We start from the raw sequence: 24,713 nt of genomic DNA, 5'->3' as shown, positions 1-24,713 counted from the left end.
TCCCAAGGGTCGGTCAGGGGCGTTTAACGCTTGTAGTTCAAGCTGTAGCCTGTTTTTCAAGCTGCTCTAGTGCAGCCTCCAGGGCCAGTCGGTAACCGCTGGCGCCAAGGCCGCAGATCACTCCCACCGCTACGTCGGAGAAGTAGGAGTGATGGCGGAAAGGTTCGCGTTTGTGCACGTTAGACAAATGCACTTCGATGAATGGGATGCTCACCGCCAGCAGCGCGTCACGTAATGCGACACTTGTATGCGTAAAAGCTGCTGGGTTGATCAGAATGAAGTCCACGCCTTCGCTGCGGGCGGCATGGATGCGGTCGATCAATTCGTACTCGGCATTGCTTTGCAGGTGCAGCAAATGGTGGCCGGCTTCGCGGGCGCGGCGTTCCAGGTCCTGGTTGATCTGCGCCAGCGTCGTGGCGCCATAGGTGCCCGGTTCGCGGGTGCCGAGCAGGTTCAGGTTGGGTCCGTGCAATACGAGTAGCGTGGCCATCGGCTGTTCCTTGGTTATCCGTGTGCATTTGTCAGAACCCGGCGACTATGCCGCAAAGCCTTTGTGACTGTCCAGTTCTCTGCAATAGCCAGCACGATGACCGATGTTTGCGCGAAATATATGACCGCGTGATTAAATCCGGTCATTCGCCCTGGCGACACGTTCGGCGAAGTCCGCCGCATTGATTTCGCCGATCACTCGCACATCGGCGCGTTCGACACCGTCCTTGCCAAAAAACATCAACGCCGGAGGGCCGAACAGCTTGTAGCGATCTAGCAGGGCGCGTTGTTCGGTGTTGCTGGCGGTGATGTCGAAGCGCACCAGGCGATAGCCCTTGAGGCGTTCGACGACGATCGCGTCGTCAAGCACCTGGCGTTCGATGACTTTGCAGCTGATGCACCAGTCGGCGTACCAGTCGAGCAGCAGCGGGGTCCCGGACGCCTGGGCTTGTGCGAGCACGCGGTCGAGTTCTGCCGGGGTAGTGATGGTTTGCCAGGCGCTGGGCTGTTGCGTGGGCTCGTTGCCAACCACCATGGACGGCTGGGCGATCGGGTTGAACGGGTCGGTCTGACCGCTGAAGGCGCCGTACCAACAGGACAGCGCATAAAACAGCAGGAACATCCCGAGCAACTGCCCCAGGCGCTTTCGCGGCGGTTTATAGACGAACTCCAGTGCGCCCAGGAACAAGCCGACGCCAGCGGCCAGCAGGCCGATGAGCAGCAAGGTGATCTGCCCCGGCAGGACTCGGCTGAGCAAGCCGATCGCCAGCCCCAGCAACAGCACGCCTATCGCATTTTTCACGTAGATAAGCCAGGGCCCGCTTTTCGGCAGCCAGGCGGCGCCGCCGGTGGCTACCAGCAACAGCGGGGCGCCCATGCCCAGGCCGAGCATGAACAGCTTCAGGCCGCCCCCCAGCGCATCGCCACTGGCGCTGATGTAAAGCAGGGCACCGGCCAGCGGTGCCGAGACGCAAGGCGAAACCAGCAGGCTGGAGACCACGCCCAATACTGCGGCGCCCCACAGCGAACCGCCTTCGGTGCGGCCGGCAATGCGGTCCAGCCGACTGCTGATGGCGTGGGGCAATTTCAGTTCGAAGACGCCGAACATGGCCAGGGCGAACAGCGCAAAAAACATCGCGAACGGCACCAGCACCCAGGCCGATTGCAGGCGCGCCTGCAGGTTGAGCTGGGCGCCGAACAGGCCCATGAGCGCGCCCAGCAAGGCAAAACAGGCGGCCATCGGCAACACATAGGCCAACGACAGATTGAAACCACGCCAGCCGCCGACCTGGCCACGCAACACCACGCCGGAAAGGATCGGCAGCATGGGCAGCACGCAGGGGGTGAAGGTCAGGCCCAGGCCGGCCAGGAAAAACAGCGCCAGTTCGCGCCAGCTCCAGGCCTGGTAGGTGCTCGGGACGCTGCCGTCGATGCTCAGGCGTTCGGTTTCGGGGGGATAACACAGGCCTTTGTCGGCGCAGCCCTGGTAGGTCACTACCAGCGTGAAGGCGCGTTGGTCGGTGCGCGGCAGTTCCACATCGAGCACGCCGTGGTAGACCTCGACGTCACCGAAGTACTCATCGTGTTTCTGTTCGCCCTTGGGCAACTGTGCCGGTCCGAGGCTGACATCGGCCGGGTCGGCGCGGAACTGGAAGCGATGCCGGTAAAGGTAATAACCCTCGGTGGCGACGAAGCGCAATTTGATCGATTGCGGTGTGCTGTCCACCAGGCTCAACTGAAAGGCTTCGCGCACCGGCAGGAAGTCGGCGCTGTTGTTGATCGAGCCCAGGGTCGAACTGGGGCGGCTCTCCAGCAAACCGGCGGCGGTGGCCGGCAGGGCGAGCACTAGAAGCAGCAGGCAAAGCAAACGGCGCATGACGATCTCGCGTATCGGAATTGGGGGGATGATAGCGGACAGTGGACGGGTGTGCAGTGCGGGTAATCCTATGGTGCATGTTCCGACGCTATCGCCGGCAGGCCAGCTCCCACAAATATTGATAGTGCCCAAAAGATCTGTGGACGGCCCTTATCCTGTGGGAGCCAGCCTGCTGGCGATGGCGGCCTGTCAGACGCGGAAAGCCTGGACGGCTGTATGCAATCGCCCACCCAATACCAACAGATTCTCCCCTTGCTCGCGCCCCTGGCCGATACGCAGCAGGTTATCCCCACCCAGCTGGTGAATACGCTCACTGTGATCGCGAATCTCGCTGACGGCACCGCTCTGCTGGGCGGTGACATCGGCGATGCGCACCGCGGTGTCGGAGATGGTCTGGATCGCCCCGACGATCTTATCCAGTGCACCGTCCGCCGCCTGGGCCTGGTTGGCGGTGGCTTCGGCGTGTTCGACCTGGGCGCGCATGCCTTCGACCGATTGACGCGCTGCGCTCTGCAGGCCGGCGATCAGGGTCTGGATCTCGGCCGTGGCCCCGGCGGTGCGTTGTGCCAGCGAGCGCACCTCTTCGGCCACGACGGCAAAGCCGCGGCCCATTTCCCCGGCCCGGGCCGCCTCGATGGCGGCGTTCAGGGCCAGCAGGTTGGTCTGGTCGGCAATCGAGCGGATCACCGTCAGCACGCCACCGATGGTCGCGGACTCTTCGGCCAGGTGCTCGATCATCTGCGCATTGCCTTGCACCTCTCCCACCAGCGCATGCAGGCCGGTGAGGCTCAGGCCAATGACTCGCTGGCCGTGTTCGACCGCCTGGCCGGCATGGCGACTGGCATCGGCGGCCTGGCTGGCGTCGCCGGCCACTTGCTGGATGGTCGCTTCCAGTTCGCCCAGGGAGTCGCGGATCATCGCTGTGTCACCGGCCTGGTGTTCGGCGCCGCTGTGCAGGTCATTGCTCAGCTCGGCCAGGGTTCGGCTGCTGCCAGCGACCTGTTCGGCGTTGAGACGAATGGTCCCCACCAGGTCCACCAGATAGGCGCGCAGGCGATTGAGCGAGGCTTCGATGTCATGCAGTTCGCGGTTGGTATTGCCCAGCTGAATGTCGCGGCTGAAGTCGCCTTCGGCCCAGGTCGACAGGGCCGGGGAGAGTCTGGTCAGGGTTCGCGCCAGTTTGCGTTGCAGGGTGTCGATCAGCAGGGCGATCAGCAGAATCAGGCCGATCATCACCCCCTGCATCAGCCGCACCTCACTCTGGATCTGCCCGTGCTGGGCGCGCACCACCGGTTCCAGCCCGGCGATGGCCTGTTGCACGGCGGCGATTTTCAAGTGTGTCGCGGCGCTGAGTTCGGCACGTTTGTGGATTTGCTCGCGAGTGCGCGTCAGTTCCGCCGGGTAACGACTGAGCAGGCTGTTGAGCTCACGCTTGAAGCCGACGCCGGCATCTTCGGCCGCGGCTTTCTCGGTGTTTTCCAGGCCCATCATCGCAGCGAAATCATCGGTGTTCGATTCACCGCTGGCCGCCACGCCCAACAACGGCAGGGCGTCCAGTTGTTCGGCCTGGCTGCGGATGTTGGCGACTTCGCGCTCGACATCGGCGGCCAGTTCGCTGCGACCGCTGCTGACCAGTTTGTCCCGGGCCAGCGACAGCTTGCCCAGGTGCTGGGAAGCCATGAGCAGTGGGGTCAGGTAGCTCGCGTTGCCACTGGCGTACTGGCTGAGTTGATCAAGGCTGGCGCCCAGCTCTCGTTCAGCCTGCAGGAGCAGGGCCTGCGGATCGCCCGCGAGCTTGCCGGCGGCCAGCAGATCGGTTTTGCCGAATTCGTCCAGGTTGGTCAGGCTCGGGCGCAAGGTGTCCGCCAGGGCCGGTGGCAACTCGTCGAGTTCCTTGTGCAGTGTGTCGATGGCCTGGCTGGCGCTGCTCAAGCGCAGCGCATCGCCGCTGGCAAGGTAATCGACAATGTTGCGCGCCACGTCACTCTGGAACTGTTGGGACAACCCCAGGTAGCGCTCCATCAACAGATAGGGGCGTTCGAGGGCCTTTTGCGACCACCAGAGTGTCGCTCCAAGGGCCACGCACACGGCCACCAAAAGAAGGGTGTTGAGATTGGTCAACAGTTTCAGGCGCATCAAGGACTACCAAAGGCGGAATGGTAAGTGCCTGAAGTTATTGCGTTTCTGTTACAGGGTTGTGACCGTATCGGTCTCTTCCGATAAAAAAGTGGCACTTTGCCTTGAAGGCCGGGCGGCCTGCACCCGGTTGCGTCCCGCGCCTTTGGCACGGTACAGCGCCTCGTCCGCCTGGCTGGCCATCAGCAAGCTGTCAGAGTCTTCGCACAGATCCACCACCCCGGCGCTGAACGTGCACCAGAGATCCTGGGGTTGCGCGGGATAATGAATTTCGGCAAAACGCTGACGGATTTCGTCGAGCACTTTGCAGGCCGCTTCGAGGTCGGTGTCGGGCATGACAATAGCGAACTCTTCACCACCGTAGCGGCCGATGAAGTCGGTCTTGCGCAAGCGTTGCTTGAGGAACAGCGCCAGGCTCTTGATCACCCGGTCGCCCATGGGGTGGCCGTGGCTGTCGTTGACGCGCTTGAAGTGGTCGATGTCGAGCATCGCAAAGCTCAGCGGCTTGCCCTCGCGGCGCGCGCGAAAGCTGCAGTCTTCAAGCAATTGCAGGATATGCGTGTGGTTGTACAGGCCGGTGAGGCTGTCGCGTACCATTCGCGCCTTGAGGTTGCGAGCCCGTGCCGCCCGGTTGCGCACGGTGGTGATCAGGTGCCGTGGCTTGATCGGTTTGGTCAGGAAGTCGTCGCCGCCCTCGCTCATGGCGTCGAGTTGCTTGTCGAGATCGTCCTCGGCCGACAGGTAAATGATCGGCACGCTGACATAACGGTCGTTATGGCGAATCACCTTGGCCAGTTCGGTACCGGTGCAGGCCGGCATGTACATGTCGAGGATGATCAGGTCCGGTTGAAAGTCCGCCAGCTCGGCCATGGCCTGGATCGGCTCGATCAGGGTCCGGGTAATGATCCCTGCGCTGTTTAGCAGGCGTTCGGTGTGCAAGGCCTGGGCGCGTGAATCGTCGATGATCAGCACTTTATAGGGCTCGTACTGGGCGACGCAGGTCAGGACTTCGATTTTTTCCAGCAGGCTCGACGCCTCAAGGGTGCCGGTGAGGAACTCCTGGCCGCCGGCGCGCACGGCGGCGAGGCGGGTCGGGGTGTCGGTTTCATGCAGGCTGAAAAACAGCAGCGGCAAACGCTGGTCGAGACCTTCCTGGGCTTCGGCCGCCAGTTTCAGGCCGACGCCGGGGCCGCTGAAGTCGACGTCCATGACGATGGCCGCTGGCAGGCGCTCGACCATCGAGGAGCGGAAGGCCGCCACGCTCTCCAGGGACTGGGCGCTGAGCCCGAAAAACTCCAGCTGCTTGGCCAGTCGCTCGGCACGGTCATGATCCTGCAGCATCACGTAGATCGGTTTGCGCAACGGCGGCAGGAACGTCTGGTCGAGCTGGTCGCCATGACGCAGGCCGGTGCGCGACAGGCGTTGCATCAACCGGTTGAGGTCGCTGATCAGGCCGCTGCTGAGGCGTCCGCGATTGGCGTCGACAGCCTCCAGGGACTGGCCGATGTGGCGCGCCAGCTGTGAGTGTTCCGGTTGTTCGAAGCGTTCGGCGAAACGCAGCAGGCGCAGGTTGGCCTCGCTCAGTTCCGCCAGTTCCTGGGTCGACCATTCAGTGCGCTGCAGGCGCTGCCATATCTCAAGAACCTGACGTGCTTGATGAATTACCCGCTGGGCAAAGTGGTGCTTGAGGCGCTCGCGGCTGGGCTCTTCTGGCTCGGTCATATCCTGACTACTAGTTAGGGGGCAAGCTGAGGTCGACTGGTGGCTCTATGCTAGCATCTCTTTTCCGTTACATGAGTGTCGTACGTTAATAATCTTGGGCATCCATCTATTTAGTTTCTGACTGGTCGGTCGCCAATTGGCTGCTGATACTTGCAAAGGTCCCGTCAGCCATGGGCTTGGCCGGCTTCGAGTTGAGTCCTGAGGTTGTTGGCACCGGGCTGCGCGGGTCGCGTATCCGTTGCTGGAAGCCAGGCAGTTTTTCGTCTTTTATGGACTAAGGGATTCCCTTAGAAGGCATTGGATAAATTTCGCTGTAAAGCCATCCGCGGGTGCCGGGCAAAGGCACGTTGTTGTATGGTTGTGGTCGAAACGATGAACTCAAGTAATTGAAAGGATATCGCCATGCTGGACTGGAAAAACCGCGCCGGTAGCGCGCCTGAACGTGCCGCTGAACCGAAGTCGGCTACCCGCAGTTATCTGGGTGGCCTGTTTTTCAGCCGGGCGCTGGCCACACTGATTGGTATCTACCTGCTGGTGACGATTGCTCTGGGTTGGTACTGGAGCGCGGAACCTGACCTGTTTCCGGTACAGCAGAATGCGCAACTTGCTGCCGAACGGGACGGCAAGCAGATGGTGGTCGGCTACACCACGGTGGAAACCCTCAAGAGCGTCGCCGGTACCCTGCTGAACAAGCCAGGCGGCTACATTTCCAACGACCGCTTGCCGCCGGGCCTGTGGATGGACAACATGCCGAGCTGGGAATATGGCGTGCTGGTGCAGGTGCGCGACCTGAGCCGTGCGCTGCGTAAAGACTTCGCCCGCTCGCAGTCGCAGTCCACCGAGGACGCCGACCTGGCCAAGGCCGAGCCGCGTTTCAACTTCGACAATAAAAGCTGGGTGCTGCCCTCCAGCGAGTCCGAGTTCCAGGAAGGGATCAACTCCCTGACCCGCTATCAGACTCGCCTGTCCGATCCGAACCAGAAGAGCGCGCTGTTCTTTGCCCGCGCCGACAACCTGAACAACTGGCTGGGTGACGTCGGTACCCGCTTGGGTTCGCTATCGCAACGGCTGTCGGCCAGCGTTGGTCGGGTCAAGCTCAACACCGCGCTGAAAACCGAGGTCATTACGCCGGGGCAGGTGCCGCAGGTCGACGAAGAAATCGTCGAAACCCCATGGCTGCAGATCGACAACGTGTTCTACGAAGCCCGCGGCCAGGCCTGGGCCTTGTCCCACCTGCTGCGCGCCATCGAAGTCGACTTCGCCGATGTGCTGGCCAAGAAGAACGCCACGGTCAGCGTGCGCCAGATCATTCGTGAGCTGGAAGCGTCGCAGGAAGCGGTCTGGAGCCCGATGATCCTCAATGGCAGCGGCTTCGGCGTGCTGGCCAACCACTCGCTGGTAATGGCCAACTACATTTCCCGGGCCAACGCCGCCGTGATCGATTTGCGTCAATTGCTGAATCAGGGCTGAGCCATGGTCGATAGCTCCATCGATAACGCGCTCGAGGCCGCCCATCGGGCGGCCTCGGATGCCGAGCAGATCGCCTGGGTCGACGAGCAGGACAACCTGCTCGGCGCACTGGTGCGTTCCGACCTGCGCGAGCGCGGGCTGATCGGGCGCGGCACCTACATCATGTTGTTCAACTCCGCCGGTGAGCTCTGCGTGCACCGGCGCACCCTGAGCAAGGCGATCTACCCGGGTTACTGGGACGTGGCGGCGGGCGGCATGGTGCTCGCCAGCGAAACCTACGCGGAGTCGGCCGCTCGGGAGCTTGAAGAAGAGCTGGGCGTGAGCGGGGTGGAGTTGACCGTGCATGACCACTTTTTCTTCGAGGACACCGGCAATCGACTCTGGTGTTCGGCCTTTTCGGCAGTGTGGGACGGCCCGCTGGTCCTGCAACCGGAAGAGGTGCTGGAAGCGTGCTTCATGCCCGTTGAGCAAGTGCTGCGCGATATCGAGCAAAAGCCTTACTGCCCGGACTCTTTAGCCGCCTTGAAGCGCTATCTTCGTGCCCGTGGCGAAGACGTCGCAAAAGAGGCATAAATTGGCGCCGATTGGCTCTTAGCAATCGGCGTTTTTGCCGTTACACTGCGCGACCTTTTCAAACTGAACCGGTATTGCTGGTTGTTGTTGTTGTAGGAGCGAGCTTGCTCGCGAAGAACGCAAGGACGACGCGTATAACCCGATTACCCGCATTATCGTTGACGTCCATCGCGAGCAAGCTCGCTCCTACAGAAGGCGTCATCGTTCGTGAGCAATTGCGTTTCAGCAATGTTGTACCGTTTCAGTAGCGCTGCCCCTGCCTGAGTGGGGCTTCGCGGTCGATGGCACCTGCCCAGGTTGCCGCGACCAGTCTTTGTCCTCCCAAGAGGATTGCCGGTGGCCAAAAAAGCCGCATCCTTCGCCGCCCTTGGTGGCCTGGTATTTTCCACCGACGCAGGTCGTCATTGCCCGGAATGCAGTAAACCGGTGGACGCCTGCATCTGCAAACAGACCGTTATCCCGGCCGGCGACGGCATCGCTCGCGTGCGTCGCGAAAGCAAGGGCCGTGGCGGCAAGACGGTGACCACCATCACCGGCGTGCCGTTGGCGGAAGACGCGCTCAAGGAACTGGCCACGACGTTGAAAAAGCGCTGTGGTACCGGTGGAGCGTTGAAAGACGGGATCATTGAAATCCAGGGCGATCATGTCGAGCTACTCTTGGCTGAACTGATCAAGCACGGTTTCAAGGCGAAGAAGTCCGGCGGCTAGCAGCCTCTGTGAAAACCACCCGCGGCTTGATCCAGACCTGCCCACCTGCAGGCCTGGCGTCGTCACCATGGTTTTCACAGAGCCTGTTCATGACCGGTTTCTAAACTCACTGCGGTCGGCGAGGTCTATCCCTTCGTTGACGAACCGTCATTTTCATTCTTTAGACTGCGCCGGCCTGAATCCAGGCGACGCACTATGACTTCTTTATAGGGGACTTCAATGTCCGTACGACGCACACGCAAAGACGATGGCAGCCAATGGACAGTTGCGGACAGCCGCAGTGTTTACGGGATTCGCCATTGGGGGGCCGGGTATTTCGCGATCAATGACGCCGGTCGCGTCGAAGTTCGTCCCAACGGTCCGAGCAGTTCACCCATCGATCTGTTCGAGCAAGTCGACCAGTTGCGCAAGAGCGGCCTGTCCTTGCCATTGCTGGTCCGTTTCCCGGACATCCTGCAAGACCGCGTGCGTCAGCTGACCGGTGCGTTCGACGCCAACATCGAGCGCCTGGAATACCAGAGCAAGTACACCGCGCTGTACCCGATCAAGGTGAACCAGCAGGAAGCGGTGATCGAGAACATCATCGCCACCCAGAACGTCTCCATCGGCCTGGAAGCCGGCTCCAAGCCTGAGCTGCTGGCGGTGCTGGCGCTGGCGCCGAAGGGCGGCACCATCGTCTGCAACGGCTACAAGGACCGCGAGTTCATCCGTCTGGCACTGATGGGCCAGAAGCTTGGCCACAACGTGTTCATCGTGATCGAGAAAGAATCCGAAGTCGGCCTGGTGATCGAAGAAGCCGCCTCGCTCAAGGTCAAGCCACAGGTCGGCCTGCGGGTGCGCCTGTCGTCCCTGGCGTCGAGCAAGTGGGCCGACACCGGTGGCGAGAAATCCAAGTTCGGCCTGTCGGCGGCGCAACTGCTGTCGGTGGTCGAGCGCTTCCGCGCCGCCGGCCTGGACCAGGGCATTCGCCTGCTGCACTTCCACATGGGTTCGCAGATCGCCAACCTGGCCGACTACCAGCACGGTTTCAAGGAAGCGATCCGTTACTACGGCGAACTGCGCAACCTCGGCCTGCCGGTGGATCACATCGACGTCGGCGGTGGCCTGGGCGTGGACTACGACGGTACGCACTCGCGCAACGCCAGCTCGATCAACTACGACATGGACGATTACGCCGGTGTCGTGGTCGGGATGCTCAAGGAGTTCTGCGACGCTCAGAGCCTGCCGCACCCGAACATCTTCTCCGAAAGCGGCCGCTCCCTGACCGCCCACCACGCCATGCTGGTGATCCAGGTGACCGACGTCGAGAAGCACAACGACGACGTGCCGCAGATCGAGAACAAGGAAGCGCTGCCGGAAACCGTGCAGTGGCTGGTGGACCTGCTGGGCCCGACCGACATCGAGATGGTCACCGAAACCTACTGGCGCGCCACGCACTACATGAGCGACGTGGCTGCCCAGTACGCCGACGGCAAGCTGACCCTGGCCGAAAAAGCCCTGGCCGAGCAATGCTACTTCGCCGTGTGCCGTCGCCTGCACAACTCGTTGAAGGCGCGCCAGCGTTCCCACCGCCAGGTGCTGGACGAACTCAACGACAAGCTGGCCGACAAGTACATCTGCAACTTCTCGGTGTTCCAGAGCCTGCCGGACACCTGGGCCATCGACCAGGTATTGCCGATCATCCCGCTGCACCGCCTCGACGAAGAGCCACTGCGTCGCGCGGTGCTGCAGGACCTGACCTGCGACTCCGACGGCAAGATCAACCAGTACGTCGACGAGCAGAGCATCGAGACCAGCCTGCCGGTGCACTCGTTGAACGAGGGCGAGGACTACCTGCTGGGCGTGTTCCTGGTCGGCGCCTACCAGGAAATTCTCGGCGACATGCACAACCTGTTCGGTGACACCGACTCGGTGAACATCTACCAGAATGCCGACGGCAGCATCTATCACGCCGGTATCGAGACCCACGACACCATCGAAGACATGCTGCGTTACGTGCACTTGTCGCCGGAAGAACTGATGACCCACTACCGCGACAAGTGCGCCAGTGCCCGCATCAGTGCCAGCGAGCGCACCCAGTTCCTCGATGCGCTGCGCCTGGGCCTGACCCGTTCGTCTTACCTGTCTTCCTGAGGTAAGCACTGCTCTCATCAGGCTGTCTGAAAATTTACCGTTTGCGTCGGAAATTTCAGATGGCCTGGTGCGACATTTCTCTTTTTTCCAGCGAAATGGACCGCGTCTCGGCTATCCAAGCTATTTCGTCCTCTTTTCGCGTAGGCCTTTTCCTAAGTTGTATTTCGCCTCTCTACTCGGCCATGTCTCTCGGCGAGAATCCCCGGCTGTCCCTCCTGTAGAGAAACGCCCATGGTCGATCCAGTCAACGAGCCGTCATTTCGTCTGGACGTAGCAGGTCTGTCCAATGCCTTCGAAGTTCTGTCCTTTGCCGGTAGAGAATCCATCAGCGAACCTTTCGTGTTCGACGTGGACCTGCTGATCGAAGACCCGACGCTCGACCTCGCCGGCTTGCTGTACCGCCCGGCCTCCTTGCTTTTCGGTCCGGCGGGAAACGCCATCCATGGACAGTTGCATGAGCTGGTCCAGCGCGATCACGGCCCGGGGATCAGGCTCTGTCAGGTGCGGCTGGGGCCGAAACTCGCCTGCCTTGCCCAGCGCTTCAGCCAGCGTATTTTCAGCGACCGCTCGGTGCCGCAGATTCTTGATCAGGTACTCAGGGAGCACGGCATCGTCGATCAGGATCGGCGCTTTGAACTGGTTGGCGATTACCCGCCGCGGGATTTCTGCACGCAGTACCGGGAATCGGACCTGCAGTTTGTTCAGCGCTTGTGCGCCCAGGAGCGATTGCACTATCACTTCGAACACCGGGCTGACAGGCATTGCGTGGTGTTTGGCGAGGGTTCGGGGGATTTTCAGGTCGCTGAAGCGGCGCTTTTCAGTGTGGAGGGTGGGGAACCGGCAGTGCGTCGTTTTGAGCTCAAGCGCTGCACCGATGCCGCGGTGCAGCGCGTGGCGTGTGGCACTGACCTGTCAACGCTGCGCAGCGGCCAGTACATGCCGCTGTCCGGGCATCCGGTTGCCGAATGGAACCGGCCGTGGCTAGTGACCCATATCGAGCATCAAGGCGCCCAGGGCGCGAGCCAGACCTACAGCAACCAGGTACGGGCGCAGCATCGGATATTGCCCTTTGAATCGCCCCTCAGTGCGGTGAAGCCAGGGATGCACAGCCTCCAACGGGCATGGGTCGTGGAAGTCGACATGCCGCCCCCTGATCCATCCAGGCCAGTGGCGGTGCAGTTCGACTGGCTTTATCAAGGGGAGGGCGCGGCGCCCAGCCATTGCTGGTTGCCATTGGCTGCTGCGAGTGGCGCCCGGTTGGCGCAAGGCACGGAGGTGGTGGTGAGCTTCACGGAAGGTGATCCGGACCAACCGTTGATTACCGGGTTCCTGCAAGGTCCCGCCAGTGTCGAGGCAGTCGAGGAACAGGATACGGTAGCCGCCACCACGGTTGTCGAAGATTGTTCGCTCGACGGCGTGCAGCAGTGGCTGGGTTCGGGCGAGCCGCTGATGCTGCTGTGCCTGCTGCCCGGTGGTGGCAGTTTCAATCATTGCGCGCAGGCGCTGTGCATCTGCCGCACGGCGACACGCCTTGGCCAGAGCGGTGCGGCATGACGGTGGTCCAGGCGCCCGATGCGAGCCCGCAATGGCTATTGCTGGACATGCCCGGCGCGCCGCAGGCCGGTGTGGCCCTGCAAGCGACGTTTGCCGATGCCAGGCGATTGCGCTTGTTCGAAGACACGGAGTGGCAGGCATTGCAGGAGCAGGGGCCGCTACTCATCGATCTGCGGACCTGCCCGGCCCTGGCCGACCTGGACCGCGTCGACGGGCAGCGCTGGCGCGGCTTGCTGATATCCAGCGAAGCGCCGGCGTCGACATTGCTGGCGCATTTAAGGCGCATGCTCACGGTCTCGTTCGACCTGCATCACCGGGCCTTGCTGAGTTATTACAACCCGAACACCGCCAGTTATTTTTTTGATGCCTGCGATGCCGAGGAACTCAGTCGCTGGTTGGGGCCGATCAGCCAATTGCGCTGGTTCGGCGGCACCTGGGCGGATCGCGCGCTTGGCTGTCAGGGCTGGCAGCAGTTGCTCAACCCGGGGCTGGCCGTGCGCCCTCTGGCGGTCGAGGAGGATCTGAGCCCATGGCAGCGGGAAAAACTGCAGACCTGCCTGCTGGAGCAGCATGCCTGGCGCTGGAGTCAATCCACGGGGACTGATTTCATGCGGTTGTGGGGCTATCTGGAAGAGGGCCTGGCATTGGGTTTCAGCGAACGTCCGGTGCTCGATGGCTGGATGTGGCTGCGCTTGCAGTACCCCGATGCCTTGCCGGTGCAGCCATTATCGGGGGCTACCCAGCAAGAGCGCCTCGAAAGCCTGCGTAAGCGATGGCAGAACGATTCACCCTGAGTTGGCACGGTTGACGACTCCGCTTCAGTGAGCGCGGGCGAACCAGCCATCGTTCTCGCGCAGGCGCCAGGCAATCAAGCCGAGCGTCAGGCTGCGCAGCAACATGAACAGCAAAAAGGTTATCCACAAGCCGTGGTTGCCATAGCCCTGCAGCGCCCAGGCGAACGGCACCAGCAATGCCACCGTCAACAGCATGCCGTTGCGCATTTCCCTGGCGCGGGTGGCGCCGATGAACAGCCCGTCGAGCAGGTAGCTCCAGACCGCGATCAGCGGCAGCACGGCAAGGTAGGGCAGGTACAGGAACGCGGTGTCGCGCACGCTGGTGATGTCGGTCTGCATTTCGATGAACAGGTGTCCGGCAAACATGAACAAGCCGGCAAAGCCCAGGCTTGCCAACAACGACCAGCCACAGGCAACCACCAGGGAGCGGCGCAGGGCATCGCGGTCGCGCGCGCCGATGGCGTGTCCGCACAGGGCTTCCACGGCATGGGCCAGGCCGTCGAGCGCGTGGGCGGTCAGCAGCAGGCCGTTGAGCAGCAGGGCATTGGCGGCAACGGTTGCATCACCCAGCCGGGCGCCTTGCACGGTGATCAGGAAAAACACCGATTGCAGCGCCAGGCTGCGGATGAAAATGTCCCGATTGACCGCCAGCAGCGGTCGCCAACTCTGCCAAAGCGCCAAGGCGGCCCAGACGATATGCCCGGGATAGGCGCGCAGGGCGTGGCGGGTCAGCAACAGGCCGATCAGCGCACCGGTCCACTCGGCGATCACCGAAGCCCGGGCCGCACCCACCACCCCCCATTCCAGGCCAAGGACAAACCACAGGTTCAGGGCAATGTTGACCAGGTTGGTCGTCAGCAGAATCACCAGCGGCGCGCGGGCGTTCTGCGTGCCGAGAAACCAGCCGACCAGCGCATAACTGGCCAGTGCCGCCGGCAGGCCGAACAGCCGCGTGTGGAAAAACTCGCGGGTCATCTGGTCCAGTTCCGCCGACGGTTGCATGAAGTGCAGCGCCACCCCGCTCAATGGCACGCCCAGCGCGCCCAAAACCACTGCCAGCCCCATGGCCAGCAACAGACCCTGCAACAGAATCTGCCGTAGCGCCGCGCCATCCCCGCGCCCTGCGGCCTGGGCGGCAAAACCGGTGGAGCCCATGCGCAGAAAACCCATGGCCCAGGCGAGGAAGGTATAGAGGCTGGCCCCGACCGCCACGGCTCCGAGCTGATGGGCATGGGGCAGGTGGCCAATAACGGTGCTGTCGACCAGTGCCACCAGCGGTACGGAAATGTTCGAGAGAATCATCGGCGCAGCCAGCGCCCAGACCCTACGATGGGTTGGGCGGTCGCGCCAGTCGGCGATCAGGTTGGACATGCAGGCTCCTTGGGGAGCGGGCATTGTAGCGACCCCTGCAGAATCTGCAGCGATCCGTTGCCGGGGTCAGTGCATGATCCAGCTAAGCAACCACAACCCCAGCATCAACCAGATGATCCCCATGATGATCGAGGCGTTCATGAACGCGCGGATCGCCGACCACAACAGCACCAACCCGAGGATCAGGGTGACGATGCTGATGATCGAGGTGTCCATGCCCAGCGCCTCGGACAAGCCTTCGACAAAATGGCTGCTGGCGCGACTCACCAGTTGGAACAGACCGCTGAGGGCGTCAACGATGAAACGGATGGCTGTGCCCAGGATCTGGCCAAGCCACTCAAAGAAACCTTCTACCTGCATGGAATGAACGTCCTGTCTTCTGTAGGAGCTGGCTTGCCAGCGAATTTTTACAGGCGCCGCTGAAACACGCCATCGACTGATTATGGTGCAAAGACTGTCACCGCTGCCAGGCACTTGCCTTCCCCCGTCATCCCCTTGAAGCTATACGCCTTCAGGAGAGCCCGATGAACCTTGTTGAACTGACCGAACGCCTGCACGCCATCCGTGATCGCAATGACTGGCGGCAATTTCACAGCCCGAAAAACCTGGCCATGGCCGCGAGTGTCGAAATGTCCGAGCTGGTGGAGATTTTCCAGTGGCTGAGCGAAGACCAGTCACGGCAGCTGCCGGCCGACAAGCTGGCCCATGCCGGGCAGGAAATCGGCGATATCGTGCTCTATCTGTTGTTGCTGTGCAGCGAATTGGGCCTGGACATGAATGACGTCGTGCGCAGCAAGCTGGCGGACAGCGAGCGGAGGTTCAGCTGATGAGCGACCGTCATTTCGATCAACTGGCGACGCGCTTCGCCGAAAAAATCTACGGCGGCGCCAAAGGCGCGATTCGCCTGGCGGTGCTGCAGGCCGACTTGGCCGAGGCCCTGCCGGATCGGCCGCTGCGGGTGCTGGATATCGGCGCCGGCCTTGGCCACATGTCGTTGTGGCTGGCCGAGCGTGGCCACCAGGTGACCCTGGCCGAACCCGCCGAACCCATGCTCGAAGGCGCCCGCCAGCGCTTTGCCGACGCGGGACAGACTGCCACCTTCATCCAGGCGCCCTGGCAGGAACTGCTCGGTCAGCTCACCGAACCCTACGACCTGGTGCTGTGTCATGCCGTGCTGGAATGGCTGGCCGAACCGCACGCCATCCTGCCGGTGCTGCATCAGCTGACCAAGGCCGACGGCTGGCTGTCCCTGGCCTTCTACAACCGCGACGCGCTGATTTACCGCAACTTGCTCAAGGGCCATTTCCGCAAGATGCGAAAAAACGACATGGCCGGTGAAAAGCAGAGCCTGACCCCGCAACAGCCGCTGGACCCACGGGAGTTGGCGGCGCAACTTGACGGCCTGTGGCAGGTCGAAAGCCAGAGTGGCGTGCGGGTTTTTCACGATTACATGCCGGTGGAGTTCCAGGCCCGCGCCGAACTGGTGGATCTGCTCGAAATGGAGTTGGCCCACCGTCGCCATCCAAGCTTTGCCGGGCTTGGGCGATATTTGCACTGGATCTGTCGGCCGGTCTGATCGGAGCTCGAAATGAAAAGTCGTTCAGGGTTGCTGTTGATCTGCCTGGGCCTGGCTGCCTGCCAGGGCAGCAATCCGTACGTGGCAAGTTCCAGGCCCTTGCCGCCTGCCCCGCCTCAAGCGGCCACTACCTTCGATCGCAGCGCCTACCCGGCGCCACCGCGAGACTACGGGCGGTATCGCAGCTGGGCCTGGCTCAACGGGCAGCTGCCGCCGGGCACTACCTGGGCGGATTCGGCGCAGGTCGCCGAAGCGGTCAGCAACGCCCTGGACCAACGCGGCCTGCGGCCCCTGCATGACAATCGGCCGGCGGACCTGTTCGTCAGCGCTGACCTGCGCCTGGAAACCCGCTTGCGTCAGGTCCAGGACGATTACGGCTACTACGGCGGTTACGGCGGCTACAATCGATATGGTTATGGGCCGGGTTACGGCATGTACGGCAGCATGCCAATTGTGCGCACTTACGAGGAACAGGTCGTGGTGGTTCATGTCGACCTGTTCGACGCGCAAGACGGTCAATCGGTCTGGAGTTCCAGTGCGGAAACCAGCAACCGGGGGAGCCAGGGCGAGCGGGTCGACGCCATACGGGAGGCTGTAGAAAAGGCAATGTCGGCGTATCCTCCCAGTTAGCTTCCTGTGGTCAAGAAGCATTTCGCAGGTTCATGTCTTCTACCGGAGAATCATCATGTTCCGCCGTCTCGCTTTACTGGCAGTGGCCTTGCTGCTCAGTGCCTGCGCTGCCAATCAGGTCAATCATGACTTCGACGCCAGCCGCGATTTTGCCGCGTATCACAGCTGGAGCTGGAAAGAACCCGCGCTGCAATACCGTCCCGATGACCCCAGGATCAAGAGCGACCTGACCGAACAGCGCGTGCGCGAATCGGTAGTCGACCAGCTCGACCAACGTGGCCTGCGCCAGGCAGGCGCTGGCGCCAAGGGCGACTTGAGTGTGCAGACCTACCTGGTAGTCGAGGAACGCCAGCAACAGGTGACGACCAACTACGGCGGCGGTTGGGGTAACCCCTGGTACGGCTACTATGGCGCGCCGATGTACAACGAAACCCGCCTGGTGTCCTACAAGGTCGCGACCATCCAGATCGACCTGCTCGACGGCAAGGACGGCAAGCTGGTGTGGCGCGGCAGTGACGAGCAAATCCTCAGCCGCACCCCCAACCCGACGGACCGCAGCACTGCGATACACGAAACGGTCACGCGGATCCTGGCGAACTATCCCCCGCACCGATAAAAACCCCCTGCGGTCGCAAAATTATCAAGGAGCTGGCGTGTGTAGGAGCTGGCTTGCCAGCGAAGGCGGTTTGTCAGGCGAGGAAGATGTTGGCTGTGCCGGCCTCTTCGCTGGCAAGCCAGCTCCTACAGGTTCGTTGGGTGTTGCCGGGAATTGCGTCTGGCGGTGATCACCTTGTAGGAGCTGGCTTGCCAGCGAAGGCGGTTTGTCAGGCGAGGAAGATGTCGGCTGTGCGGGCCTCTTCGCGGGCAAGCCAGCTCCTACAGGGGATTTGTTGTTGCTGGGGGTGGCGAGTTGCCAGCAGTCGCGCCATCCCTTGTCTACACTGCCTTACACCCACGGAGGTCACGTTCGGCAGTACGCCGGCAAAGGAGTGCGTGATGTCGCCCCGCATGCAGTTTCGCGGCCCGGCCCGGCAAAGGGGGGCGATTGGCTTGATGGCGGCGGTGACGCTGGCGCTGGCGCTGGCATTCACGCTGCTGGTCATCGACAGCGGGCGGCTGTACCTGGAAAAACGCAACCTGCAGCGCATCGCCGACATGGCCGCCCTCGAAGCCGCCACACGGGGCGGTGATTGTTCCACCGGCGCAACCGCCACCAGCTACGCCACTGCCAGCGCCCAGCGCAACGGCTTCACCCTGCCCGGCGACGGGCGTGCACTGGCGGTCAGCTGCGGCGCGCTGTCCCTGGATGCCGACAGCCTTCGGGTGTTTGCCGTCGACCCTGCTAAAAGCGAAGCGATCCAGGTCATCGCCAGCCATGTCGTGCCGCAAAGTCTTGTCGGCGGCATCGGCGCACTGTTTGGCGGTGCAGCTGCGGGCTCGACCCTGACCCTGAAGGCCACAGCTGTCGCCGCGCTGCCGCCGCCTTTGGCCGCATTGACCATCCGCAGCACCGCCCTGGCATTCGATACCAGCAAGGCAGCCATCACCAGCTTGCTGTTCGGTGGCTTGCTGGGTGGCAACGTGACGATCAATGCCGCCGGCTGGAATGGCCTGGTCAATAGCAACATCAGCCTGCTCGGCTACCTCAATCGCCTGAAAATCGACCTCGGCCTGACCGCCGCAGGTTATGACCAGGTGCTGGCCAACAGCATCAACGTCAGCCAGTTGATCCAGGCCGCCATCAATGTCCTGGACCCCAACGGAACTCTGGCGGCGAGTGCCACGATCGTCAGCCTGAAGGCGCTGAAGGTGGCGGCCGGTACCACCAGCGTGGTGCTGGGCGATTTGCTGCACGTCGAAAGCGGCAGTGACATCTCGGCCCTGGCAGTGAACCTCAAAGCCTTCGACCTGATTGAAGGCGTCGTGCAGTTGGCCAACAAGCAAAACGGCCTGGTGGCGACCCTGCCGATCAACCTCGCGGGCCTGGCGCAGATCACCGCGCGGGTGCAGGTCATGCAGCCGCCGCAACTGTCGGCCGTGGGCAATCCGAAAAACGCCGCGCTGGCGCCGTTGGGGCCCAACCGCATCCATGTTCGAACGGCCCAGGTGAAGACATTGTTGTCGATCAACCTGCCGGTGCTGGACGCCATCACGCCCCTGGCCAATGCCGTACTGGACCTTGCGACGTCGCTGACCAGCTTCCTCCAGGACCTGTTGGGACTGCGTGTGGACAAGTTGCTGACCTGCGGCTTGGGCGCGCCGTGTGACACGCCGGAAACCAAGCTCCTGCCACCGCCGATACGGCTCGATGTCGCCCTGGAGGCGGGCGGTGCCTGGAGTTATGTCACGGCCTACAGCTGCATCAGCGCGACCAACAAAAGCCTGACGACCAACACCACGACCACGCTGATCGGATTGAAAGTCGGGCAGATCGACCCGGCCGATGTGTTTGGCTCCGCTTTGGTCCCGCCGACCAATGACGTGAACCCCTTACAGCTCATCTATGTCGGCGTGCAGACCTGCCAGCGGCTGCTGTTTTTACCAGCGGTCTGCTACAACCACCGGCCCACCGGCGGCATCGGCATCCGGGTCAACACCTCGGTGGCGCAAAACCCCAACATGCTCCACGTGTATTCCGCGCCAGCCGCCGCCAACCTGCCGGAAATCAACCAGCCGCCGTTTTTCTTCGCCTATACCACCAACAACATCGTCAACAGCCTGAGCACCACCGTCAGCGACCTCGGGGTGAACATGTATGGGCCGTCGGGCAGCATCATCGGTGGCCTGGGCAGCCTTTTGAACGAGGTCACCACCGCGCTGGGCAATGCGATCAACAGCGTGCTCAGCCCGCTGCTCGATACCCTCATCAACACCTTGCTGGCGAGCCTGGGCATCGACTTGAACAAGGTCGAAGTTGGCGCCAACCTCAGCTGTCACGCCGGTCGCGCATCGCTGGTGATCTGATCGTCGGGCACGATCGGCAGCTCGATACAAAACCGCGCGCCCTCGGTCGAGTTGCTGACGCTTAGCGTTCCGCCCATGTTCTGCACGATGCCGTAGCTCACCGACAACCCCAGGCCGGTGCCAACGCCCACCGGCTTGGTGGTGAAGAAGGGTTCGAAGATCCGCTCCAGCAGACGCGGATCGATGCCGCCGCCGTTGTCTTCAACCCACAGGCGCACCGCGTGTTGATCGCGCTCGGCGTACAGCGCGATCCACGGCTTGAACTGCTGGTCGCTCTCACACTTGCCGAGCAGCGCGTCGCGGGCGTTGACCATCAGGTTGATCAACACCTGTTCAAGTTGATCGACATGCCCGCGCACCTGCACCGAAAAACCGCTTTCGCTGACCCGCAGTTCCACCCCTTTACCGCGCATTCCTTCGGCCAATAACGACAACGTGCCTTCGATGGCCTGGGCCGGGTTGAACGGGTGCTGCTCGATCTCCGAGCGCCGGCCGAACACGCGCATATGGTCCACCACCCGCGCCGCGCGCTGGACCTGAGTGTCGATGCGGTTGAGTTTGTCGGTCAGGTAATCGATCTGCAGATTGCCATTGTCCAGGCGCTTGAGCACATTGACGATCGCCATGCGCATCACGTTCAGCGGCTGGTTGATTTCATGGGCCAGGCCGGTGGCCATCTCGCCCAGCGTGGCCATCTTCGCGCTTTGGGTCAGTTGTTGCTGGGCGCGTCGAACCTCGGTGTTGTCGCGGCCCACGGCCTGGATTTCCAGCAGGCGACCTTCCTCGTCGAACACCCCGCGATCCGACCAGACCCACCAGGCGTGTTCGCGGCCGGGCAACTGCAGGTTGATTTCCGCCGTGCTCACCGGGAACTCCGGGCTCAATTGGCTCAGGCGCTGGAGGAAGGACTCGCGCTGCTGCGCCGACATCCAGCTGCCCAGGTTCACTCCCGGCAAGCCCTCGGGCGAACATTCCAGATAGGTCGCCAGCGGCCGGTTGCCGAAGGTCAGGGTCAGGTCCGGGCGGTAGCGGCAGATCATCGCCGGCGAGTCCTCTACCAACATCCGGTAACGCTCCTCGCTCTGTTTGACGTGCTCGGCTGCCAGCGTCGCTTCGGTGACGTCCAGCCACAGGCCGACGGCCTCCACCGGCAGACCCAGGTCATCGCGCAGCAACCGGGCTTCGTCGAGCAACCAGTGGTAATCGCCACGACTGTCGCGCAGGCGATAGCGTGCCCGTGCCGAACCTTCGCGCAGCAGCAGGCGGGTGCGTTCGAAATAGCGCTCACGATCCTCGGGGTGCACGCGCTCGATCAACGCCGCACCGGCACACTCGGCGAGCGTCCAGCCCAGCAACGGTTGCAGGCTGTCGCTGAAGAAGGTCGGTTGCAGCGCGCCTTCGACATAACGCTGCACATAAATTACCGCGGGCGAACTGGCGATCAGATTGTCCAGTCGCGCATGGGCGGCGGCGGCCAGTTGCTCCTGGTTCTTGATGTCGCTGATGTCGAGCATGAATCCTACCAGGCGCTGCTGGCTGCCCACGCCCACGCCCAGGGCCTGGCCCTGCAAGCGGTACCAGGTCGCCGGGGCGTTGCCGTCGGCGCGGTACAGGCGTACGCACAACAGCAGTGGCGTGCTTTCGTGCTGCAAATCCTGCAGGCGGCTGCGCAACTCTTCGCGGTCGGCGGGGTGCACTTGCGCGAGCCAGTCCTGCAGCGGCAAACGCTCTTGCTGAAGATTCAGGGCGCGGGTCAGCGAGGGAGCCAATTGCACCTCGGCGCTGTCGCTGAAGACTTCCCACCAGCCGGTGCCGAGCAAGGCCTGCAACGCCTCCAGGCGCTCCAACTGCAGATGGTGGCGATGTTCGCGCAAACGTTCCAGCAAGGGGCCGGCGAGGGCGGCGGCGAACTGCAACCAGTCACGCTCGCTGACATCCGGGGCCTGCTGCTGGACCGGGTAACAGCCGCAAAGCAACCAGGCCACCACGCCTTGGGCATCGTAATAGGGCACGGCGAACCCCTCCGTGCTGGCAAAGATGCCTTGCAGGCGCGGATGTTCGCCCAGGTTCAGGTGATGCGGCGTGGAGCCGTTCAAGCTATCGAGACCGGTGCCCAGGCGCTGACCGGTGCGCCACAGGCTGGGCGTATCGAAGCCGGCGTAGTGCCGGTGAATCTGCCAGCCCTGCTCTTGCTCATCGAGCAACGCCAGGGCGATACAGGGAATGTGAAAGCGTTGGGCCAGTGCCTGTAATTGGTCGATCAATACCTCGGGCAGGCGCATCAGGCTACACAGGCGCAACTGCTCGCCGATCTGTGCCGCGAGCAACTGGCACTGCTCGCGCAGGCGCGCTTGCCGGCGTTCCAGCAGCAAGTCGCCGATGTCCAGCAACTGCAGCAGCCAGGCGTCCGCCATCGGCTGCACCCAGCCACGCAGGTGCAGGGGTGGCCCGTTGAGGCTGTAGAAATCCAGGTCCAGGAGCTGGCCCTGCCAATCGGCGGGAGCGCCCTCGATGGCGAGGCTGCAATGGGGCAAGAGAAAATCCAGCAGGTGCGGCAGCTGTGCCGTGGGGACCTGCTGGGCTAGCTGATGCCGCAACGGGCCGGTCAGGAGCAGCACGCGTCCTTGGGCATTGAGCTGCATCTGCAGGCCGACGCCGAGCACACTCGAGGGCTCCGGGATTTCCTGGGGCGCGGGCGGATGGCGATTGAGCAGACGCCCGAAGAGTTTGTCCCCGGCACTCAAAACTGCAGACTCGAACTGGCGGTGAGCGTCACCGGTAAACTCGGCACGGAGCCAATCCCCGGCAGGCTCAGAAACGGAATCACCGCGTTCAACTTTTGCGAGGGATAGTGGATGACGACCTTCAACACGCCACCTGTGTAAGTGGTGGTCGTGTCAGTGGCGACATCGAAATTCAGCCCGGCGGGAATCCAGGCCAACTGACGGGTCAGTTCCAGCTTGACGACGTTTTTCAGCGCGGCCTCGTAACCGGGCGTGTTCGGGTCCAGCGCCACGCTACGACGCACGGCTTCGGCCGTCGACTGGTTGAACGACTGCATCAGCAGCAGCGGCAGGCTGTAAGCGACGATGGCGTAGAACACCGCGAAAAAAATCACGAACACCAAGGCAAATTCAATCGCGACGGCACCTTTTTGCTTACGTGGGAGGCTGCTTTTCATGAGTGCGTCTACCCTGACAACTCGAGGTAATGTCAGCATAGAATCATTCAGCCAAAACGGACGTTTTTTACCGGATGCAGAGCTTTGTACTACTGATCTGGCTGACGCTATGCGCAGCGCAGGATGCCCGGGAACGGCACATCGCCAATCGCCTGACCCTGGGCGTCGGGGCGCTGGCTTTGGCGTATCTGTTATGGAGCGGCACCACCTGGATCGGCGCGCCGGCCGAGCAGGGCGGCTGGGCTGCGCTGCTGGCATTGGCGTTTACCTTGCCCGGCTATGGGATGCGCCGACTGGGCGCCGGGGACGTCAAACTCATGACCGCCCTGGGGCTGGCGACCGATGGTCGGCATGTGTCGGGGGTATTGATCGGCGCGGGTCTCGCCAGTGTGTGTTGGTGGCTGCTGGCGCCAAGAGTCTGGCTTCATATCGGTCAAGGGCTTAGAGGTCACCTGGTTTACCTGGAGCCTGGTCTGTCAAAGAAACAACCCTTTGCCCCCTTCCTCCTGGTGGGTCTGATGCTGACATTGGCCTGGTTCGGCTAGACATCCGTTTTTGTACAGCGGCCAAAGAGCGACTACTTTCATTCAGAGGTTGTACAGCCTCAGGCTGTCGATAAAGGGACGGTCAGTCCTTGGCCTTGCAGGGAGTTGCACGTGAACAAGCGTACTTCGGCAGTAAAAGTCCTTGTGGTCGACGATCAGCCCCAGATCGTTGCAGAACTTTGCGAATTTCTTGAGAACAGCGGCTACCGTTGCGTTGCCTGCGAATCCAGCCATCAGGCGATCGAACGTTTCAACCAGGACACGGAAATCGGCCTGGTGCTCTGCGATTTGCATATGCCTGGCCTGGACGGCATCCAGATGGTCCAGGAGCTGCAACAGCTGTCCGGCAAACACCGGGCTTTCGAGGCGATCATGCTCACCGGGCAGGCGGGCAAGCAGGATGTGATCAAGGCACTGCGCGCCGGCTTTGCCGATTACTACCAGAAACCGATTGATCTGAATGAATTGCTCGAAGGCGTGCAACGCCAGGAAGTGATACTGCAGGAGCGGCACAAGGCGTTGCAGTTGGGGCATCTGAATCAGAAGCTTCAATACCTGTCCGAGTCGCTGGATGATTTGTACCAGGACCTCGACCGGGTCAGGCGCACACCGTCTGCACCGGGTGCGGATGACGGCGCTGTCAGCGATGCCGGACGGGCCGAGATTCCGGCGATTTTCAATCAACTGTCGCCACGTCAGTTGGATGTGGCGCGCCTGGTGGGCAAGGGGCAGACCAACTACCAGATTGCCTGCGAGTTGGGCATTACCGAGAACACGGTGAAGTTGTACGTGTCGCAGGTGCTGCGGTTGACCCATATGCACAACCGCACGCAACTGGCGTTGGCGTTGACGCCGAGTAACTCGGGCGGGCGCCATCGGTTGACTGCGAACTGATCACCGCACCTGAATCTGTCGGATGTACTCGCCCTACTTGTATGAGCCGGCTTGCTGGCGATGGCGTCGGTGAGTTTGGCGCTCGGCTTGAGGGCCG

The 24,713-nt window shown here is 62.4% G+C and carries 21 protein-coding genes; 13 read left to right on the top strand and 8 right to left on the bottom strand.

The features are described 5' to 3' along the window. Positions 1-37 precede the first annotated feature (37 nt). The 4 genes from aroQ to NPS56_RS27055 form a co-directional block, all read right to left on the bottom strand. Positions 38-490, bottom strand: a complete 453-nt coding sequence (gene aroQ, locus NPS56_RS27070) for a type II 3-dehydroquinate dehydratase (RefSeq protein ID WP_274077485.1) — start codon at positions 488-490, stop codon at positions 38-40. A 132-nt stretch (positions 491-622) separates the two neighbouring features. Further along, a complete protein-coding gene (locus tag NPS56_RS27065; protein ID WP_274077484.1) occupies positions 623-2,365 on the bottom strand; it encodes a protein-disulfide reductase DsbD in 1,743 nt (580 codons plus the stop codon). Positions 2,366-2,554: 189 nt separating this feature from the next. Further along, positions 2,555-3,283, bottom strand: coding sequence for a methyl-accepting chemotaxis protein (locus NPS56_RS31445; protein ID WP_406591829.1), 729 nt, complete (start codon positions 3,281-3,283; stop codon positions 2,555-2,557). 1,269 nt (positions 3,284-4,552) lie between these two features. After that, complete coding sequence (locus tag NPS56_RS27055; protein ID WP_274077482.1) at positions 4,553-6,223, bottom strand: response regulator; 1,671 nt, start codon at positions 6,221-6,223, stop codon at positions 4,553-4,555. Positions 6,224-6,625: 402 nt separating this feature from the next. Between NPS56_RS27055 and NPS56_RS27050 the strand changes: the two genes are divergently transcribed. From NPS56_RS27050 to NPS56_RS27025, 6 genes are all read left to right on the top strand, one after another. After that, complete coding sequence (locus tag NPS56_RS27050) at positions 6,626-7,693, top strand: DUF2333 family protein (protein ID WP_274077481.1); 1,068 nt, start codon at positions 6,626-6,628, stop codon at positions 7,691-7,693. Between the two features lie 3 nt (positions 7,694-7,696). Further along, positions 7,697-8,266, top strand: a complete 570-nt coding sequence (locus NPS56_RS27045; RefSeq protein WP_274077480.1) for an NUDIX hydrolase — start codon at positions 7,697-7,699, stop codon at positions 8,264-8,266. 336 nt (positions 8,267-8,602) lie between these two features. Continuing rightward, complete coding sequence (locus NPS56_RS27040) at positions 8,603-8,974, top strand: translation initiation factor Sui1 (protein WP_007914613.1); 372 nt, start codon at positions 8,603-8,605, stop codon at positions 8,972-8,974. A gap of 219 nt (positions 8,975-9,193) precedes the next feature. Continuing rightward, positions 9,194-11,107: an arginine decarboxylase gene (gene speA / locus NPS56_RS27035; protein WP_274077479.1), complete on the top strand. Its 1,914-nt coding sequence runs from the start codon at positions 9,194-9,196 to the stop codon at positions 11,105-11,107. Between the two features lie 231 nt (positions 11,108-11,338). After that, on the top strand, positions 11,339-12,661 hold the full coding sequence (locus tag NPS56_RS27030; RefSeq protein WP_274077478.1) for a contractile injection system protein, VgrG/Pvc8 family: 1,323 nt from the start codon (positions 11,339-11,341) through the stop codon (positions 12,659-12,661). Then, the gene (locus NPS56_RS27025) at positions 12,658-13,455 is read left to right on the top strand and encodes a DUF4123 domain-containing protein (protein WP_274077477.1); all 798 of its coding nucleotides are present in this window, start codon (positions 12,658-12,660) and stop codon (positions 13,453-13,455) included. Before NPS56_RS27030 ends, NPS56_RS27025 begins: the two co-directional genes overlap by 4 nt. A 24-nt stretch (positions 13,456-13,479) precedes the next feature. Here the strand turns inward: NPS56_RS27025 and NPS56_RS27020 are convergent, their stop codons facing one another. Together NPS56_RS27020 and NPS56_RS27015 are read right to left on the bottom strand one after the other, a co-directional pair. Then, positions 13,480-14,826, bottom strand: coding sequence for an MATE family efflux transporter (locus tag NPS56_RS27020; protein WP_274077476.1), 1,347 nt, complete (start codon positions 14,824-14,826; stop codon positions 13,480-13,482). A gap of 66 nt (positions 14,827-14,892) precedes the next feature. After that, positions 14,893-15,186 (bottom strand): hypothetical protein, encoded by a 294-nt coding sequence (locus NPS56_RS27015; protein ID WP_274077475.1) that lies wholly within the window; start codon positions 15,184-15,186, stop codon positions 14,893-14,895. Between the two features lie 164 nt (positions 15,187-15,350). On the opposite strand from NPS56_RS27015, the gene NPS56_RS27010 reads away from it, so the two are divergent. The 5 genes from NPS56_RS27010 to NPS56_RS26990 all read left to right on the top strand — a co-directional run bounded on the left by NPS56_RS27010 (position 15,351) and on the right by NPS56_RS26990 (position 19,996). Continuing rightward, positions 15,351-15,653: a MazG-like family protein gene (locus tag NPS56_RS27010; protein WP_030128233.1), complete on the top strand. Its 303-nt coding sequence runs from the start codon at positions 15,351-15,353 to the stop codon at positions 15,651-15,653. After that, a complete protein-coding gene (locus NPS56_RS27005; RefSeq protein WP_274077474.1) occupies positions 15,653-16,402 on the top strand; it encodes a methyltransferase domain-containing protein in 750 nt (249 codons plus the stop codon). The genes NPS56_RS27010 and NPS56_RS27005 overlap by 1 nt, the downstream gene beginning before the upstream one ends. A gap of 12 nt (positions 16,403-16,414) precedes the next feature. Further along, positions 16,415-17,032, top strand: coding sequence for a DUF4136 domain-containing protein (locus tag NPS56_RS27000; RefSeq protein WP_274077473.1), 618 nt, complete (start codon positions 16,415-16,417; stop codon positions 17,030-17,032). A gap of 55 nt (positions 17,033-17,087) precedes the next feature. Further along, on the top strand, positions 17,088-17,648 hold the full coding sequence (locus NPS56_RS26995; RefSeq protein ID WP_274077472.1) for a DUF4136 domain-containing protein: 561 nt from the start codon (positions 17,088-17,090) through the stop codon (positions 17,646-17,648). Between the two features lie 380 nt (positions 17,649-18,028). Then, entirely contained in the window at positions 18,029-19,996 is a 1,968-nt protein-coding gene (locus NPS56_RS26990) for a pilus assembly protein TadG-related protein (RefSeq protein WP_274077471.1), read from the top strand. Here NPS56_RS26990 and NPS56_RS26985 read toward each other — a convergent pair. Then, complete coding sequence (locus NPS56_RS26985) at positions 19,966-22,740, bottom strand: ATP-binding protein (protein WP_274077470.1); 2,775 nt, start codon at positions 22,738-22,740, stop codon at positions 19,966-19,968. The genes NPS56_RS26990 and NPS56_RS26985 overlap by 31 nt on opposite strands. Next, positions 22,737-23,177, bottom strand: coding sequence for a TadE/TadG family type IV pilus assembly protein (locus tag NPS56_RS26980; protein ID WP_274077469.1), 441 nt, complete (start codon positions 23,175-23,177; stop codon positions 22,737-22,739). The genes NPS56_RS26985 and NPS56_RS26980 overlap by 4 nt, the downstream gene beginning before the upstream one ends. A gap of 74 nt (positions 23,178-23,251) precedes the next feature. On the opposite strand from NPS56_RS26980, the gene NPS56_RS26975 reads away from it, so the two are divergent. Next, positions 23,252-23,722, top strand: coding sequence for a prepilin peptidase (locus NPS56_RS26975; protein WP_274077468.1), 471 nt, complete (start codon positions 23,252-23,254; stop codon positions 23,720-23,722). Positions 23,723-23,833: 111 nt separating this feature from the next. Continuing rightward, the gene (locus NPS56_RS26970) at positions 23,834-24,616 is read left to right on the top strand and encodes a response regulator transcription factor (RefSeq protein WP_274077467.1); all 783 of its coding nucleotides are present in this window, start codon (positions 23,834-23,836) and stop codon (positions 24,614-24,616) included. Positions 24,617-24,713: the final 97 nt, after the last annotated feature.

The organism is Pseudomonas putida (assembly GCF_028682635.1).
Classification (GTDB): domain Bacteria; phylum Pseudomonadota; class Gammaproteobacteria; order Pseudomonadales; family Pseudomonadaceae; genus Aquipseudomonas; species Aquipseudomonas putida_AE.
Note: the sequence above shows the minus strand (reverse complement) of the source record. Positions and strands in the feature narration are given on the sequence as shown.